The 14,849-nt window shown below is 66.6% G+C and carries 14 protein-coding genes and 1 pseudogene; 9 read left to right on the forward strand and 6 right to left on the reverse strand.

The features are described 5' to 3' along the window. Window positions 1–253 precede the first annotated feature (253 nt). The 3 genes from NYF13_RS15270 to NYF13_RS15280 are packed head-to-tail and all read left to right on the forward strand — an operon-like array spanning window position 254 to window position 2,949. Window positions 254–1,237, forward strand: coding sequence for an NAD-dependent epimerase/dehydratase family protein (locus NYF13_RS15270; RefSeq protein ID WP_315657426.1), 984 nt, complete (start codon window positions 254–256; stop codon window positions 1,235–1,237). A 3-nt stretch (window positions 1,238–1,240) separates the two neighbouring features. Then, window positions 1,241–2,476, forward strand: coding sequence for an MFS transporter (locus tag NYF13_RS15275; protein ID WP_315657427.1), 1,236 nt, complete (start codon window positions 1,241–1,243; stop codon window positions 2,474–2,476). Between the two features lie 26 nt (window positions 2,477–2,502). Continuing rightward, the gene (locus tag NYF13_RS15280; protein WP_315657428.1) at window positions 2,503–2,949 is read left to right on the forward strand and encodes an NUDIX hydrolase; all 447 of its coding nucleotides are present in this window, start codon (window positions 2,503–2,505) and stop codon (window positions 2,947–2,949) included. Here NYF13_RS15280 and NYF13_RS15285 read toward each other — a convergent pair. Then, a complete protein-coding gene (locus NYF13_RS15285; protein WP_315657429.1) occupies window positions 2,910–3,734 on the reverse strand; it encodes a hypothetical protein in 825 nt (274 codons plus the stop codon). The two genes, NYF13_RS15280 and NYF13_RS15285, sit on opposite strands and share 40 nt — an antisense overlap. A gap of 38 nt (window positions 3,735–3,772) precedes the next feature. Between NYF13_RS15285 and NYF13_RS15290 the strand changes: the two genes are divergently transcribed. After that, window positions 3,773–4,432 (forward strand): HAD family hydrolase, encoded by a 660-nt coding sequence (locus NYF13_RS15290; RefSeq protein WP_315657430.1) that lies wholly within the window; start codon window positions 3,773–3,775, stop codon window positions 4,430–4,432. On the opposite strand, the gene NYF13_RS15295 is transcribed toward NYF13_RS15290, so the two are convergent. Then, a complete protein-coding gene (locus NYF13_RS15295; protein ID WP_315657431.1) occupies window positions 4,348–4,644 on the reverse strand; it encodes a hypothetical protein in 297 nt (98 codons plus the stop codon). The two genes, NYF13_RS15290 and NYF13_RS15295, sit on opposite strands and share 85 nt — an antisense overlap. Window positions 4,645–4,764: 120 nt before the next feature. Then, window positions 4,765–5,532: a tyrosine-protein phosphatase gene (locus NYF13_RS15300; protein WP_315657433.1), complete on the reverse strand. Its 768-nt coding sequence runs from the start codon at window positions 5,530–5,532 to the stop codon at window positions 4,765–4,767. Window positions 5,533–6,382: 850 nt separating this feature from the next. Here NYF13_RS15300 and pcp point away from each other — a divergent pair. After that, a complete protein-coding gene (gene pcp, locus NYF13_RS15305) occupies window positions 6,383–7,018 on the forward strand; it encodes a pyroglutamyl-peptidase I (protein ID WP_396287321.1) in 636 nt (211 codons plus the stop codon). 19 nt (window positions 7,019–7,037) lie between these two features. Here pcp and NYF13_RS15310 read toward each other — a convergent pair whose 3' ends face one another. Beyond that, window positions 7,038–7,295, reverse strand: a complete 258-nt coding sequence (locus tag NYF13_RS15310) for a hypothetical protein (RefSeq protein WP_315657436.1) — start codon at window positions 7,293–7,295, stop codon at window positions 7,038–7,040. A 71-nt stretch (window positions 7,296–7,366) separates the two neighbouring features. On the opposite strand from NYF13_RS15310, the pseudogene NYF13_RS15315 reads away from it, so the two are divergent. The 3 genes and pseudogenes from NYF13_RS15315 to NYF13_RS15325 all read left to right on the forward strand — a co-directional run. Further along, window positions 7,367–7,480: pseudogene (locus NYF13_RS15315) on the forward strand (transposase); the annotation flags it as partial. Window positions 7,481–9,259: 1,779 nt separating this feature from the next. Further along, entirely contained in the window at window positions 9,260–9,481 is a 222-nt protein-coding gene (locus NYF13_RS15320; RefSeq protein WP_315657438.1) for a hypothetical protein, read from the forward strand. Window positions 9,482–9,645: 164 nt separating this feature from the next. Continuing rightward, window positions 9,646–11,721: a PQQ-dependent sugar dehydrogenase gene (locus NYF13_RS15325; protein ID WP_315657440.1), complete on the forward strand. Its 2,076-nt coding sequence runs from the start codon at window positions 9,646–9,648 to the stop codon at window positions 11,719–11,721. A 40-nt stretch (window positions 11,722–11,761) separates the two neighbouring features. Here NYF13_RS15325 and NYF13_RS15330 read toward each other — a convergent pair whose 3' ends face one another. Then, window positions 11,762–11,899 (reverse strand): hypothetical protein, encoded by a 138-nt coding sequence (locus NYF13_RS15330; RefSeq protein WP_315657441.1) that lies wholly within the window; start codon window positions 11,897–11,899, stop codon window positions 11,762–11,764. Between the two features lie 293 nt (window positions 11,900–12,192). Here NYF13_RS15330 and NYF13_RS15335 point away from each other — a divergent pair, with 293 nt between their 5' ends. Then, window positions 12,193–12,294, forward strand: coding sequence for a zinc-binding dehydrogenase (locus tag NYF13_RS15335; RefSeq protein ID WP_315660326.1), 102 nt, complete (start codon window positions 12,193–12,195; stop codon window positions 12,292–12,294). Window positions 12,295–12,509: 215 nt separating this feature from the next. On the opposite strand, the gene NYF13_RS15340 is transcribed toward NYF13_RS15335, so the two are convergent. Continuing rightward, a complete protein-coding gene (locus NYF13_RS15340) occupies window positions 12,510–14,723 on the reverse strand; it encodes a discoidin domain-containing protein (protein WP_315657442.1) in 2,214 nt (737 codons plus the stop codon). Between the last annotated feature and the right edge of the window lie 126 nt (window positions 14,724–14,849).

Below are 14,849 nucleotides of genomic sequence, written 5' to 3' on the forward strand. Positions count from 1 at the left end.
AGTATGGCGGAAAATGCGCGCAGGTGCGCCAAGATTACTGCTTCCGAGTGATTCTGATATTGAAGCCTGACGTTTAGGTCAACCATGAAGAGAACCTTGAATTGACTTGACAAGCTCGTCGAGCCGTTGGGTAACGTTGCTGAAGCGGCGGTTCAGTCGCGCAAAAAATTCTCTGGAAATTCATGTTTGGCGCGCCACTGATGGGGGTACGCCGATCGGGATCCAAAGACCGGAACTGGGAGGGTGCGGCATCATGGATCTGGCGGGGAAAAGAATTCTGGTGGTCGGCGGAGCTGGCTTCATCGGTAGCAACGTGGTTGATCGGCTCCTGAAGACAGAGGTCGCCGAGGTGATCATCTACGACTCACTAGTACGCGGAGCGCTGCGGAACCTGGCGGACGCCTCGTCTGACTCCCGGCTGACGATACTCGACGATCAGCCGGACATCCGCGATCTCGACCGCCTCACCGAGGCGATGGCCGGTATCGACGGAGTCTTCAACCTTGCTGCCATCGGGATCGTGGCCAGCAACGAATCACCCGAAGATGCTTTCACGATCAACGTGACCGGCAACTGGAACGTGTTCCGCGCCGCTGCCGCGTGTGGCGTGCAAAAGGTGGTGCACTCATCCTCGGCAAGCGTCTACGGCCAGCCGCAGATCGTGCCGATGACCGAAGAACATCCTTACAACAACCGCACGCTCTACGGCGCCAACAAAATCGCCGCCGAGCACCTCCTGCTGGCGTGCGGAGAACTGGATCCCCTCGAGTGGGTCGCATTGCGGTACTTCAACGTCTACGGTCCACGCCAGGATTCCAAAGGCGCCTATACATCGGTTCTGCACAAGGTGCTCGACCGGCTGGAGGCAGGCGAGCCTCCGGTGATCTTCGGCGACGGCTCGCAAATGATGGATTTCGTCCACGTCACCGACGTCGCCAGGGCCAATGTGCGAGCGATGGAGGCCGATGCGCCTAGCGGGTTCTTCAACGTCTGCTCAGGCACCGGCACGACGATCCGTGAGGTCGTCGCCATGCTCAGTGACCTGACCGGTATCCGCATCGAGCCGGTCTACCGCGAAGCCGCCATCCCTGCCAACCTCGTCACCAAGCGCATCGGCGGTCCCGAGAAATCGGCCGAGCTGCTCAGCTTCTCCACCGGGGTTTCGCTCGAGGACGGCCTGCGCAGCCTCGTCGAGTGGCGCGAACGGTCGCGCGCGACCGCAACCACCGGCAGTTGACTCGTGCCTGCCCCAGACCGGCTCAAAACCACGCGCCGCCTGCCCGTCGGGCTGCGCCCCCTGCGCCACAGCCGTTTCCGTTGGCTGTGGGCGGTGGGTGTGGTGTCTTTCTTCGGCACCTGGATCCACAATGTGGCTGCCCGGTGGACGGTGGCCTCCCAAGCTGGCTCGCCGTTCCTGGTGACCGTGGTCGACGCGCTGCAGGCGTTGCCGATCGTGCTGCTGTCGGTCGTGGCGGGCAAGCTCGCGGACACTCGCGACCGCCGCAAGGTGCTCGTCGTCATCAATATCTGCCTGATGGTCGTGTCCGGCACGCTCGGCACCCTGGCCGCAGTAGGCCGGCTGCAGATCCCGGTGCTGTTCCTGCTCACCGCGCTGATGGGCGCGTTCGTCGCACTCGATAACCCGGTGTGGCAGTCCACCGTGCCCCGCCAGGTGCCCGACGAGGACGTGCACGGCGCGGTCGCCCTGGTGAGCACGGGCTACAACGCGGCCCGGACGCTGGGGCCGACCATCGGGGCCTGGCTGCTGATCTCCGCCGGGGCGGCCACGGCGTTCTTCATCGACGCGGTGAGCTTTGCTGTGATGGCGTTGCTGGTCTGGCGGCTGCTGCCGCCGTCGAAGAAGACCGTCACGATGGCCGAGCCGGTCAAGCCGCTGAGCTCACCAGTCATGCGCAAGCTCTACATCACGGCATTCGCGTTCTCGATCCTCGCGATGCCGGCGATGTCACTGCTCCCCATCGCGGCGCGGGATTTGCTCCGCGGTGGGGCGCTGGCCTTCGGCGGGCTGCTCAGTGCGTTCGGCATCGGCGCCATCCTCGCCGGCGGTTTCGTCGCCGGGCTCGCCGGCAAGCTCGGGTACAACCGGTTCATCGCGGTGTGCTGCGTAGTCGACGCCGCCGGGATGGCGTTACTTGCGATGTTTTCCCACATCGTCGTGGCCATGGTCGCCGCTGCACTGTGCGGAGCGGGCTGGCTGGGCGCCATCAGCATCACCAACTCCACCGTCAACACCCGGTCCTCGGCCGGAACCCGAGGCCGCCTGCTCGCGGTCTACTTTATCTTCGCCTTCGCCGGCCAGTTCGGCGGTTCCTTGCTGGGCGGATTCGCCGCCCAGGTCGCTGGGCTTGCCGTCGCTTTCGCGACTTTCGCGGTACTGCTGCTCGTCCTGGCCATCGGAATCACGAGAACCGGCGATGTCGCGCTTTCCCCACCAGACCAGGAGGTAGCGAAGTGACTGCGACACCCCGGCACTCGGTGAGTGTGGCCGCGACGATCGTGCGTCCCGACGGCCGGATGTTGCTGACCCAGCGCCGCGACAACGGGGCGTGGGAACCCCCGGGCGGGGTGCTCGAACTGGCCGAGGACATCCACGCTGGCGTGCGCCGCGAAGTTCGGGAAGAGACCGGCCTCGAATTCCAGGTCGAACGGCTCACCGGCGTCTACAAGAACATGACACTGGGCGTGGTGGCACTGATGTTCCGCGGCCAGACCACGGGCGGCACCCTCACCCTCAACGACGAGGTGCAGGACTTCCGGTGGATCCGGCCGGCGGAAGCGCAGGCCGTGCTCACCGAAGTCTTCGCCGTGCGGGTCCTCGACGCGCTCGAGGGGCCGGATGTCCAGGTCCGCGCGCATGACGGTCGTCAGGTCCTCCCCGCGGATGCGTCTCACACCTCGTCGACAAGCACCAGCAGCTGGTCGTCGTGACGCTTCGCTCGCGGCCATCGCCGGCCGTCCGGGTCCGCTTCCTCAGCGCGCCGGACAGCGTCCAGCACGGCGGCCGGGCCCTCTGCGCACGCCTGGGCGAACGCTTCTGCCCAGGTGAAGAGCCCATAGTCGTCGACGCCACAGGAGACACCGTCCGTGGCGAGCAGCAGCCCGTCGATGTCGGCGCGACACCAGCTCGTCTCGACGGCATGGGTGGCGGCAACGGGGTTGGCCTCCGCCACCCAGAAGCCGCCTGGATGGTTGCGGTACCGCTCGGCTGTCTTGGTCATACCGGCTCGCAGCGCGGCGGCGAGTTCCTCCCCGTAACCCACCCCATCCAGCAGCAATTGCGGATAGGTGTGCCGTGATGCGGGCAGCCGGCGCAGCCGATCGTCGACCAGCGGCCGGGGTTGTCCTCCGGAAAAGGCGACGACCGGGCTGTCGGCCAGTACGAGCGCGTCGACGCGCTCGCTCGTCCAGCGCGCGATGGCGACGGTGCTGGACGGCGATGAACCCGCCACCAGCCCGTGCGCGTTCGCCACGTGCCGGATTGCGTCCTCCAGCAGGTCGGCCAGCCCCCGCTCCGGAGCAGTCTGCAGTCTGTCGCCCAGCTGCTCGGCGAGCCGGTCGGCATACCAGCCCCCGCTCGGCAGGCCGGGGGTGAGGTTGGTGGCTCCATCGAGCACGACCACCGCGTTTCCGAGCACGAGAACACGATCCTCGCTCGGCCGTGGCAGACCCAGAACCCCGACACCCGCGCATTCGGCTACACTGATTTTCGGCATAGGGCCATCTTATCCCGTTATCGACTGAAAGGTGGGCGATGGGTCAAATCTCTCACATTGTCTGGGATTGGAACGGAACGCTGTTCGCGGACAATCGGGCGCTCATCGATGCTACACTGGAGGCGTTTTCCGATGCGGGTTTTACTACAGTTTCGCGAGAACTTTACCAGCAGTGTCACAGCAAAGCAGTGAATGTATTCTTCGAACGACTCGCGGGGCGCACCCTGCAGGCCGAGGAGTGTCAGCGGCTGCTCGAGAGCTTCCGCTCCCGCTACGAGGAGTACAGCATAAGGACCGAGTTGACTCCGGACGCGCACATGGCACTGACCCGATGCCGGGAAACAGGATTACGGCAGTCCCTGCTTTCACTGTTCAATCATCAGAAGTTGGTACTCCTGACGGAGGAGAAAGGTATCGCAGGGTTCTTCGACCGGATAGACGGCGCCCGGGAGTCGGCGCCTGATCGCAAAGCCCCGCATCTGGCGCGTCATCTTCGCACTCTCGGCGTGGAACCGGAGCGTTCGTTGCTCATCGGTGATAGCGTGGACGATGCGCTGGCCGCCGAGGAATGTGGCGCACTGTGCGTCCTCTATTATGCCGGCGACTTCGCCCTTCATACACGTGACAGTGTCGAAAAGGCGGCCAGGGTAGTCACTTCCTTGAACGAGGCCGTCGACTTCGCGATCACGGCGGAATAGTGCAGCGAACTCGTGACGGATCTCGGAATCATGCGAATCACCGGCATCGCCTTCCATGGCGTCGCGGCGATCAGCGCAGCCAGCACGAGGCCGAGCGCGAGGGGGATGACCCAGTAGAAGACAATGAACCCGAACGCGTTGAGCACCGCGCCCTGCAGGGCCGGTTCAGTCAGTACGTCTGCGTCGTTGTCGATACCGACCCAGCGGGCCACCCCGATGCCGTTCCAGTCCCAGAGGGAGGTCCATACGCTCAGTACCTTCTTCGGACTAGCGGGGCCGCCGGCGATCCGTTCGTGGAAGTTCTGGGTTCACGAAGTGTTCGTTCGCGAGCTTCAGCGAGGGTGAAGACCCAAGAGCCTGCTGCGAACGTTGCGGAGCTCGCTGCCGGTTACGCCGGCGTCGAGCAAGTACTGCTCGACATCGAGGCCGTCGAGGGTCGCCATGACAGCCTCCTCGATGGTGGTGCCCCGGTCCGCGAGAGCACCCTGGATGAACGGTTGCTGGTCGGCGGTTCCCATCGCGGCATACAGAGCCTTGAGGGCTTCGGCGGACAGCGCGTAGTCCGCGGCGATCGCGTCGGGCTCGACATCGGCCAACGTCAGCAGCAGGAGCGCGATCAGCCCGGTTCGGTCTCGTCCGCCGGCGCAGTGGAACAAGACCCCGCCGGGATCAGTGTGGGCGATCGCCTTGATGACGGCGGCGCAACGCTCGGCCTTCCGCTGGAGGAAGATGGGATAATAGAGGGGGCTGCCGTTGAGCCGCTCACGGTTGACGTGCTGCCAGAACTCGATGTCGTCGATGTCGTCGAGCGGGACTTCGAGCCGGTCGAAGGAAGCCGGTGTGGTGGGACCTTCCGGGGTGGCAGCGAATTGTGCTGAGCCCGCCAGGGTCGTCAACGAGGTTTCGGCAGGCCGGATCTCGTCCGCGTTGCGGAGGTCGAGAATCGTGCGGACGCCGGACTCGTGCGCTTGGGCCCAACCTGTCTCAGTGACGAAACGAAGGTCCGCTGCCCTGAAGAAGGCTCCGTAGCTGGTCGCGTCGCCGGACTTAGTGGGCAGTCCGCCGAGGTCCCTGGTGTTGAAGAAGCCTTCCCAGGTCACTACTCTGCTTGGGCTCATCGTTTGGGTGCTCCGTCCTCACTGACGTTGTCGGTCACGTCGGGTCTGTATGTATCGACGCTCGACCCGCAGGTTGGTTCATCGTCGCCCGCGAGTCGTTGCTGTCCACTGGCCGAGGCGCATTCAGCGGCCTGTTCGATCACGTAGTCGCGAATGCTGATGCGGCGGAATCGAGCTATCTCGGAGCTAAGAGTGCTTAGGCGTCGCGGCGTCGAAGTTGTCGGCGGGCGTGGCAGACAACCTGACCAGTAGCAACAACACACCTGAACAAAGCACTACTAGCCGCACGTCTGACGACTTCGTGTCCTGTTGTGCGGGTCCAGCAACCTGGTCAGGCGTCGGCGAGGCCGCGGTAGAACGAGGTGATTGAGGCGGGGCGCGTTCTGGCGCGAGATGGCACTGGATTGGCCAGCACCCGTAACCCCGCGCGGGCGAGTCGTACCCGATCGTGTTCGCCGCGGCACCGGCCCGTGTCTGCGCCGATGTGGGGACGGTGGGGCGGGTGAAGCTCTCCGGTGAGGTGGACTCGTCAGCGGCGTCCGCGCTGCACCCGGCAACTGCGGATCGGGCCTACTGCGTGGATCTGCGCGATGACCACGGCATCAGCAATGTCACGCTCGCGCGCGGGCTGGTCGTGGTCGATCCGGCCGAGTGCACGGTGTCACCGGCTACGTCCGCGGTCGCCGCCTGGAGGAAGCCCGGTGCGCACTGCTCAGCCAGGTGGACCACCCGGCCCTGTCCGCGCCGGCAGGCAGCCACTTCATCCGGACGTTCAAGCGCCGGTACAGATATGCTTTGACCGAGTCCGGTGGATCGACACAGGGAGCCCTTGATGACAGTGCTGATGACCGGATTTGAGCCGTTCAACGGCTCGGCGATCAACCCGTCGTGGGAAGCGGTTTCGCTGGCGGCCGAGCGCCACCGCGAGGTCGTGGCGGTGCGGCTGCCGTGCGAGTTCGACACAACCGCAGCCGCGCTCCGCGCCGCGATCGAACGGCATCGGCCCGACGTCGTCGTCTGCGTCGGCCAGGCGGGCCGTCGCGAGGAGGTGACGCCGGAATACGTCGCGATCAACGTCCTCGACACCCCCATCCCGGACAACGTCGGTACGCAGCCGAGGGACCTGCCCGTGCTCGAAGGCGGCCCGGCCGCGTACTTCACGTCGCTGCCGGTCAAGGCCGCAGCGACCGCGATCCGCGCCGCCGGGATACCCGGCTCGGTGTCCTACACGGCCGGAACCACCGGGTGCAACCACGCCTTCTACTGTCTGATGCACCTGCTGGCCACGGAGTTCCTCGGCCTGCGCGGCGGTTTTGTGCACGTGCCGTTCTCCCCGGAACAGTCCGCCGCCCGCGGTACCGGACCGAGCCTGCCGATCGAGCAGTCCGCCGCGGCGCTGCAGATCGTGGTGGAAACCGCGCTGTCGACGGGCGAAGACGCGAAGGCGTCCGCAGGGGCCCTGCACTAGACGGCGCTGCCACCCCGGATCAGATCGGCTGCCTTTCCCGCCACCAGGATCGTCGGTGCGTTCGGGTGGCGGAGAGCACCACCGGCATCACCGACGCGCCGATCACCCGCAGGCCGTCGATTCCGTGCACCGTGGGGAAACCGGTGCCATCGATCACCATCGCATCCGGGTTCAGGTCGCCTTTCACCCGCCGATCACGCCTCGCGAACCCACCGAACATCCTCCCGGTGAACTCCTCGGCCTCCGGACGAACCTCGTCCATCTCTTCCGGGAGCACCCGCCAAGGAAACCCACACCAACAGCCACGACACACCTAACAAAGCACTAATAGGGCTTGTCCTCAAAGCGGTGGGGCGTCCGCGGGTGGATGACCGGCGGGTGATCAACGGGATACTGTTCAAGGCCAAGACCAATGTCGCGTGGCGGGATTTGCCGGAACGGCACGGCCCCTGGAAGACGGTTAACAACGACGGCCCGCTCGAGTTGTCACAGGTGCTCACCCACGAACGCTGAGCACCTGTGACAAGTGGGCCATCATCCACCGATCAGCGGTCGTCCTGCACGCAGTGGTCACCTGAACCAAGCACTGTCAGACACGCCCTAGACCAGGTCGGGCGCAAGCAGGGTCTCCGCGACGGCTGGTGCCATCAGCGCGCCGCTACACCACCCTGAACAGTACCGTGATCATCTGGACCAAGACGCTGTCAGACGTGACACAGCCCCGCGTTCAGTAGAGATTCTGACCGTAACCTGCACCGTCCAGTTCGTAAGTATGTTGACCGTGACCAGAGTCCGCCACTAACACATTTGCTAGTCCGGCGCCGCCCGGACCCCTCCAGCCTTCCGAGATGCGGTAGGGCGGCCAGTTCCCGTCCTGGGTGCCGGTGGGCTCGGCCACCTGCCGAATCAGAGCGGCCGCCCCCTGGCCAGTCTTCCCCTGGCCCGGGGGCCACTGCGAGTCCGCTGTCGAGTGGCCGTACTGCGGGACCGCCGTCACCGCGTTGGCCGGCCCAGCCATCATGGCGACGGCGCCCACTGTCGTGGCAGCGAGTACACCCGCTGCCACACCGTTACGAATCACAGACATCCGCAAACCTTTCGTGCCGTGTCATATCAAAGGTATTCAACCAGTCATCCAGACGCTATACCGCGAACCTGCGTAGTCAACGTCTCCGTCCATAAAGTCAGGTCAGCCGGGCATCGGACATGCACGAAAGAATTCCGACCGAGAGGTCGTCCAGTCCAGTCGACTGTTATGCCGCACGTAGCCTCCCCGGTCACGGAGTCCGGGTCTGCAGGTACCAAGTCTGCGCGAAAAACTCCACCCGCGGCCGGTCCAGGTCTCAGTCGAAGCGCCGAACGGACGCCGTGGCCGCGCGGGAACCGGCTGGTCGATGGGAAACCGGGTGACTTCGCTCCCGCTGGTCATCCCGCACGCCGTGCTCTCAGACTGTATTTCGAGTAGAATTCAGTGTCTTGGCGGGCAAAATTTCAGATTTGATGTGCTGGTTTCGGGCATTGTAGTGTCCGACCCTGGCAGCTACTTGGGCCCAGGACGCAACCGGATTGTCGTGAGAGCCGAGGAGTGAGAGATGTCGCTGGTTCGTCAAATCGCTTTAGCAAGCGCGCTCGCTGTGTCAGGGATAGGCACCGTCCTGTCCTTGACAGGAGTCGCCGGCGCGGAGACCGGCCGGGAGATTCCGCTGTCGGCCGAAGCGAACAGCGCTCCGCCCGGTATCACCTGCTGCGCGGGCGACCCTCCGTCCGCCGCTTCGCTTGGAAAGAGCGGTCGTGGTGGGGCTGACGCACCGCCCTTCGCACCCATCGCCGTTTACGCGGACCTGTGGAAGCCTCCGGGCGCCGTATTCAAAGCCCCGGGGGCGTACCTCGCGAATACCCAATGCACTCCGGGTCAAGGGGGTGTTTGCTAGGTTAACGGCTGTGAGTAGGGATACCACGGATGGAGAACCGCACAAAGCTGCGACGGCCGGGGCGCCCCTCAGTCAAGGTTGACCGGAACTGGCCAGCTACCAGCGGAAAGGCATCGGCGCCCAGGCCGAGGAAGCCTCAAGACGCTCGATCGAGTCGCCGGAGTACGCCTACTCGGCGTCTCACAGCAGCCAGATGATGCGTGCATCTGGAAGAATCTGTGCTGAAGCATCTACGCCCGGCGACTGGCGGTCACGTCTGGCATCCATGGCATTAAATCGTCGATCATGGCTCAGCGATGTCGTCGAACAGATGCTGGTCACCACTGGCGAAGGCGGCATCGGTGAGGTGGAAGCGTTCGCCGACGATGGTGCCCTCGCCGCCAGGCCGGCTACCTACGCCACGGCATCCCTGTCCGCGATTACCAGGGCAACAGGCGGTATCGTCCAGTCTGATCTGATATACGACACCGTACAAGGCCGCTGGCAGGCAACCGGACAAATCGTCGGACAAGTCTTGACCTCCGGTGGCTAGGGCATGAAAGTGGGACACCGCTCGACCCGCTTGGCGGTGCCACCGGCGCGCGCGTTTCGCGGCTTGGTCGTGCCACCGGCCCCCGGCGCGCCGCGGCAGCTCTCGCCATTCGCAGTGATCCGCGGGCGGATTCCACCACCTGATTTACAGCGGAAGGCAGGAAAATGTCGTCCTGGAGCTACCGCCGTCGGTCGCACCCGCGTGCCCTGACCGCGGTGATCGCCGCCTTCGCCGTGGCGGTGGCGGTGGTCGTGCCCGCCGCGGCGGCCGCCGGCACGACGGTGACCGGTGTGGCCTCCGGCCGGTGCCTGGACGTCGTCGGCAACAGCACCGCGCCGAAGACGCCCGTCAACATCTTCGACTGCATCGGCCAGGCCAACCAGGCGTGGACGTTCACCCCGGCGGGCGAACTGCGGGTGTACGACGCCACGATGTGCCTGGACGTCGCCGGTCAGAGCACCACGTCCCCGGCCAAGGCACAGATCTATCCCTGCAACGGCGGGGACAACCAGCGCTGGAGGATCAGCCCCGACGGCTCGATCATCGGCGTGCAGTCGGGCCTCTGCCTGGACGTCACCGGCTCGGGCACCGCGAACAGCACCCCGGTCGGGCTGCGGACCTGCACCGGGCAGGGCAACCAGAAGTGGCGGACCTCGCTCGGCGACACCCAGCCGCCGGGCGTGCCGGGCCACCCGAGGATCAGCGGGCTGGTCTGCGACGCGGTGACCTTCGCGTGGGACGCCGCGACCGACAACGTGGGCGTGGCGTTCTACGACGTCTACCACGACGGCCAGCTGATGAAGTCGGTGAGCGGAACCACCCGGTCGACCAGCCTCACCGTCGCCGCCGGCGTGACCTGGGGCCTGTACGTGAACGCTCGTGACGCGGCGGGCAACGTCTCGCAGGCCAGTGCCACCGTTGCGGTCACCCCGCCGCAGTGCCAGCCGGACAGCCAGCCGCCGAGCGCTCCCACCAAGCTGACCGGCACCGCGTCCGGCACGACGGTGACCTTGAACTGGACCGCGTCCACGGACAACATCGGCGTCCGGGCGTACGACGTCTACCGGGACGGCGCCAGGGTCGGCACCGTCAGCGGGACCGCCACCGCACCGCCCGCGACCACCTTCGTCGACAGCGGGCTGACGGCGAAAGCGAGCTACCGCTACTACGTCGTGGCCCGCGACGCGCAGGCGAACCGGTCAGCGCCCAGCACGACCGCGACCGTGACCACCGGGGCCGGTTGCGGCGACTCCGTCTGCGCGGTCACGCAGATCGCCACCGACACCGACATCCCGTGGGGCCTGGTGACGCTGCCGGACGGCACCGTTCTCTACAGCCGGCGCGACGCCCACGACATCATCCACCTCGATCCCGCCACCAGGACCACAACCACCGTGGGCACCGTGCCCGGCGTGGACGACACCGACGGTGAGGGCGGTCTGCTCGGCCTGGCCCTTTCCCCCGGCTTCGCCACCGACCACTGGCTGTACCTCATGCACACCTCGCCGAGCGACAACCGGATCGTGCGAATCAAGCTCGAGAACGACAAACTGGACTTGGGCACGGAGCAGATCCTGCTCAGCGGGATCCTGCGCAACAAGTTCCACAACGGCGGCCGGCTCCGCTTCGGACCCGACGGCAAGCTCTACGCCAGCACCGGTGATGCCCAGAACGGCGACAACGCGCAGAACAAGGCGAGCCTCAACGGCAAGATCCTGCGGCTCAACCCGGACGGCAGCGTTCCCGCGGACAACCCCTTCGGCAACTACGCGTGGAGCTACGGCCACCGCAACCCGCAGGGCCTGGCGTTCGACTCCCGAGGCCGGTTGTGGGAGCAGGAGTTCGGCAACTCGATCATGGACGAGACCAACCTCATCACCAAGGGCGGCAACTACGGCTGGCCCGCCTGTGAAGGCACGTCCGGAACGTGCGGCACCGCCGGCCTCATCGCGCCGAAGCGAACATACTCCACGGCGGACGGTTCCTGTTCCGGCCTCGCCATCGTCCACGATGTGGTTTACGTCGCCTGCGAACGGGGGACCCGCCTCTACCGCGAGGTGATCAGCGGGAGCGACCTCACCGACGTTCAGGCGTACTTCAACGGAACCTACGGCCGGCTGCGCACCGTCGAGCCGGCCCCGGACGGCGGATTGTGGCTGACCACCACCAACAACGGCGACAAGGACAGCATCCCCGACAACAGCGACGAGAAGGTCTTCCACGTCACGCTCGGCGGATGACCGGCCCCTGGAACCGGCCGGATCTTCCGGCAGCGGATCTTCAGTCGATCCGCAGCCGCAGCAGGCGATCGGCGGTCTCGCGGGCGATGACCCCCTCCGACGGCTCCGGCAGGCCAGCCTCAGCGGAGAGGGCGGTCGCACCCTCGTTGTCGGCAAAAGGATGCTCGGCTGACGGCATGGCCTGTCCCGGTGCTGACCGGTGCCAGGTTCCGGCGGTGTCACGTCGACGTCAGCCTGACGTCGTCGATGCGGAGTATTTGGCGAGACCGCCGATGATGGGGCGGTTGTCAGGCTCGTCGGGGCCGGGCAGGTCGGGATGCCAGCGGTTGACCGGGACGATCCGGGGGTCGAGCAGTTCGAAGCCGGTCAGCCACTGGGTGAGGGTGTCTTCGTTGATGAACAGAAACTGGCGGGTTCCATCCCGGTCACCGCAGCGCCTGCGGCCCGGCTTGAATCGCTTCTGACGCCTGGCTGCCGGTCGAACGGACCTTCCCGCTGGCTGGCATCGCCCAAGCTCATCGCGCCAGCGAAACCGCGCACGTCCGCGGGCGCCTGGTTCTGATGATTGGGTGATTTCGCGGACCGTCAGCGAGGGCAGGACGAATGGAGATGCAGCGGACGCACGCTTATCCCGATGTGCCGTGAGCGGGCGTGTGCAGCTGGCCGGGCAGGGCCACCTGCCCGCCGGGTCGACGTCGCGTGGATCGCCGGGCACCGGGGGCGAGCGGCGGCTCGGGCGGTCGTGAGTGAGAAACCATGTTGGAACACGGTTTCTCACTCACGACCGGTCACGGGTAGTTGTTCAGCGGGCTCACCTGGTGGGCCGTGTTGGCCGGGTCGCCCGTGTCGTTGATGACGTGCGCGATCGTGCCCACGCCGCCCAGTGACACCGAGACCAGGTTGTGGAACCTGACCCCGCTGGTGTTCGGCACCTCGAACGAATGACCGGCCACGATGGACGGGTTGGTCTGGAAGAAGCAGTAGCTCCCCAGACCCCACGCCTCGTGACTGGTCACCGAGTCGGCCACCTTGTATGCCGCCCAGCCTTGCCGGCCACCACCGCTGGACCAGGACGCCTGGTCCGGCGGATCGTACGGCATTTCGTTCTGGAAGAAGTACGTCCGCCCGCCGTTGCCGTTCCAGAGCACCTCGTACTGCTGGTAGTGCTCGACGAAGAGGCCGTACATCGTCACGTTCGCGCCGTTGACCACCAGGCCGTTCGCCGCGGTGTTGACGTTCCAGCCGACTCCGTTCGAGTGGTCGCCGCGCCACAGCCACATGTGGTCGCCGATCACGTTGTTCGAGTTGACCACCAGCGTCTGCGTCGCCCGGCCGACGGCGGCGCCGCCGATCCGGAAGAACACGTCGTGCAGCGATGTCGGGTCGCCCGTGTGGTTCGCGGCCGAGCCCGGCTGCCCGATCTGCATCAGCACCGGAGAGTTCACCGCGCCGGCGTCGATCAGCAGGCCGCCGATCTTCACGCCGTCCACATCGGACACTGTGATGGCCGCGGTGCCGTTGGTGGGCTGCAGCGTTGCCAGGCCGAGGCCGAGCACTACGGTGTCCGGGCGGGTGACGTTCAGCGCCTGGTCGAGGTGGTACACGCCCGGCGTGAACAGGAGGTTCTTGCCCGCCGCCAGCGCCGCGTTGATCGTCGCGGCCGAGTCGGACGGCTTGGCCACGTAGAACTCGCTGAGCGAGATCGACGACCCGGCCGGAGCGCCGTGGCCCCAGCTGGTGCCGACCGAGTTCTGCCGCAGCGCGGGCACGAACACGTTGTAGCTGCCCGAGCCGTCGACGTAGAGGAACGGCTTCTCACGGATCACCGGCGTCTGGCCGACGACGGTCTCCGGCGGATTCGGGAACGACGCCGCCGGCGTGCCGGTCGAGCCCACGAACACCATGTTCCACACGCCGCCCGCCCAGCCGCCGAGCTCGCTGTTGCGGGTCAGGAACTGCTGCTGCGAGCCGGAAACGGCCTGGCCGTCGATCTTGCTGTCGGCGATCAGTCCGCCACTGGCCCAGCCGTCACCGCCGTTCCACAACTGGATCTGGCTGCCCTTCAGGTGCATCCGCCGGTACGGCGCGGCCTGCGCGACCGCCCACCGCTCGACCTGCCCGGCCGGTAGCGTCACCGACAGGTTCTCCGCGGAGCGCCAGAAGTTCTGCGTCGCGTTGCCCTTGTTGGCCGGGTTGTCACCCTGCTGCAGCCAGTCCGCCTCGACGCGGACGTGGCCGTTGAGGTTGACGTCGTCGGGGGACAGGCCCAGTCCCGCGACCTGCTCGTAGAACCCGAGGTTGACGTCGGCGTTGTAGGCGCCCGGCTTGAACAGCACGGCGTACCGCTGGTCGCCGAACTGGTTGGTGTGCTGCTGGTTCGCGATCTGCGTCAGCCGGTCCTGGATCGTGCCCGCCGGGGTCGACGGGTCGAACACCGACACGTTCGGCCCGAGGTCCGGGTTGCGCGGGTCGGTCGGCGGGATCGTGGTGCCGCCGCCGGGGCCGTGCGCCGCGACCTCCCACAGGGAGTAGCCGTAGCCGGTGGCCCGCTGGGTGCCGTTGATCCGCAGGTACCGGGCCGTGCCCGTGACGGGCACGGTCTGCGTGCCGCCGGTGCCGGTGGTGGTCGAGTACGCGTCGGTCCAGCTCGTGCCGTTGCCGGACAGCTGCACGGTGAACGCCTTGGCGTACGCGGCTTCCCACGTCAGCACGACGTCACAGAGCTGCTGGGCCGAACCCAGGTCGACCTGGAGCCACTGCGGGTCGCCGAACGCGCTGGACCAGCGGGTGCCGGTGTTCCCGTCGACGGCGTTCGACGCCGGGGTGCCGCCGTTTTCGGTGGACGACGCGGTCGCGGTGCGGCCCTGCGCGAGGTTCGCCGTCCCGCACGCGGCGGCCTGCGCCGGCGGGGAACCGAGGACGGTCGCCGTGGCGAACGCGGTGAGGAGGGTGGTGGAGACGGCGAGGAACCGCCGTCCTCGGGAGAACGTCGTTGATCTCATCTGCCTGCCTGATCGGTCGGAGAAAGTCCGGCGGGCCGCGCGCGGGGCGCGGCGGCGGGCCGGGCGGGCCCCACTGCCCGCGCCGGCGTCCGGGTGGTGCGACGGGTCCGCGGCCGGGCATCCGCC

Source organism: Amycolatopsis sp. PS_44_ISF1, from assembly GCF_032335455.1.
In the GTDB taxonomy this organism is placed as follows: Bacteria; Actinomycetota; Actinomycetes; order Mycobacteriales; family Pseudonocardiaceae; genus Amycolatopsis.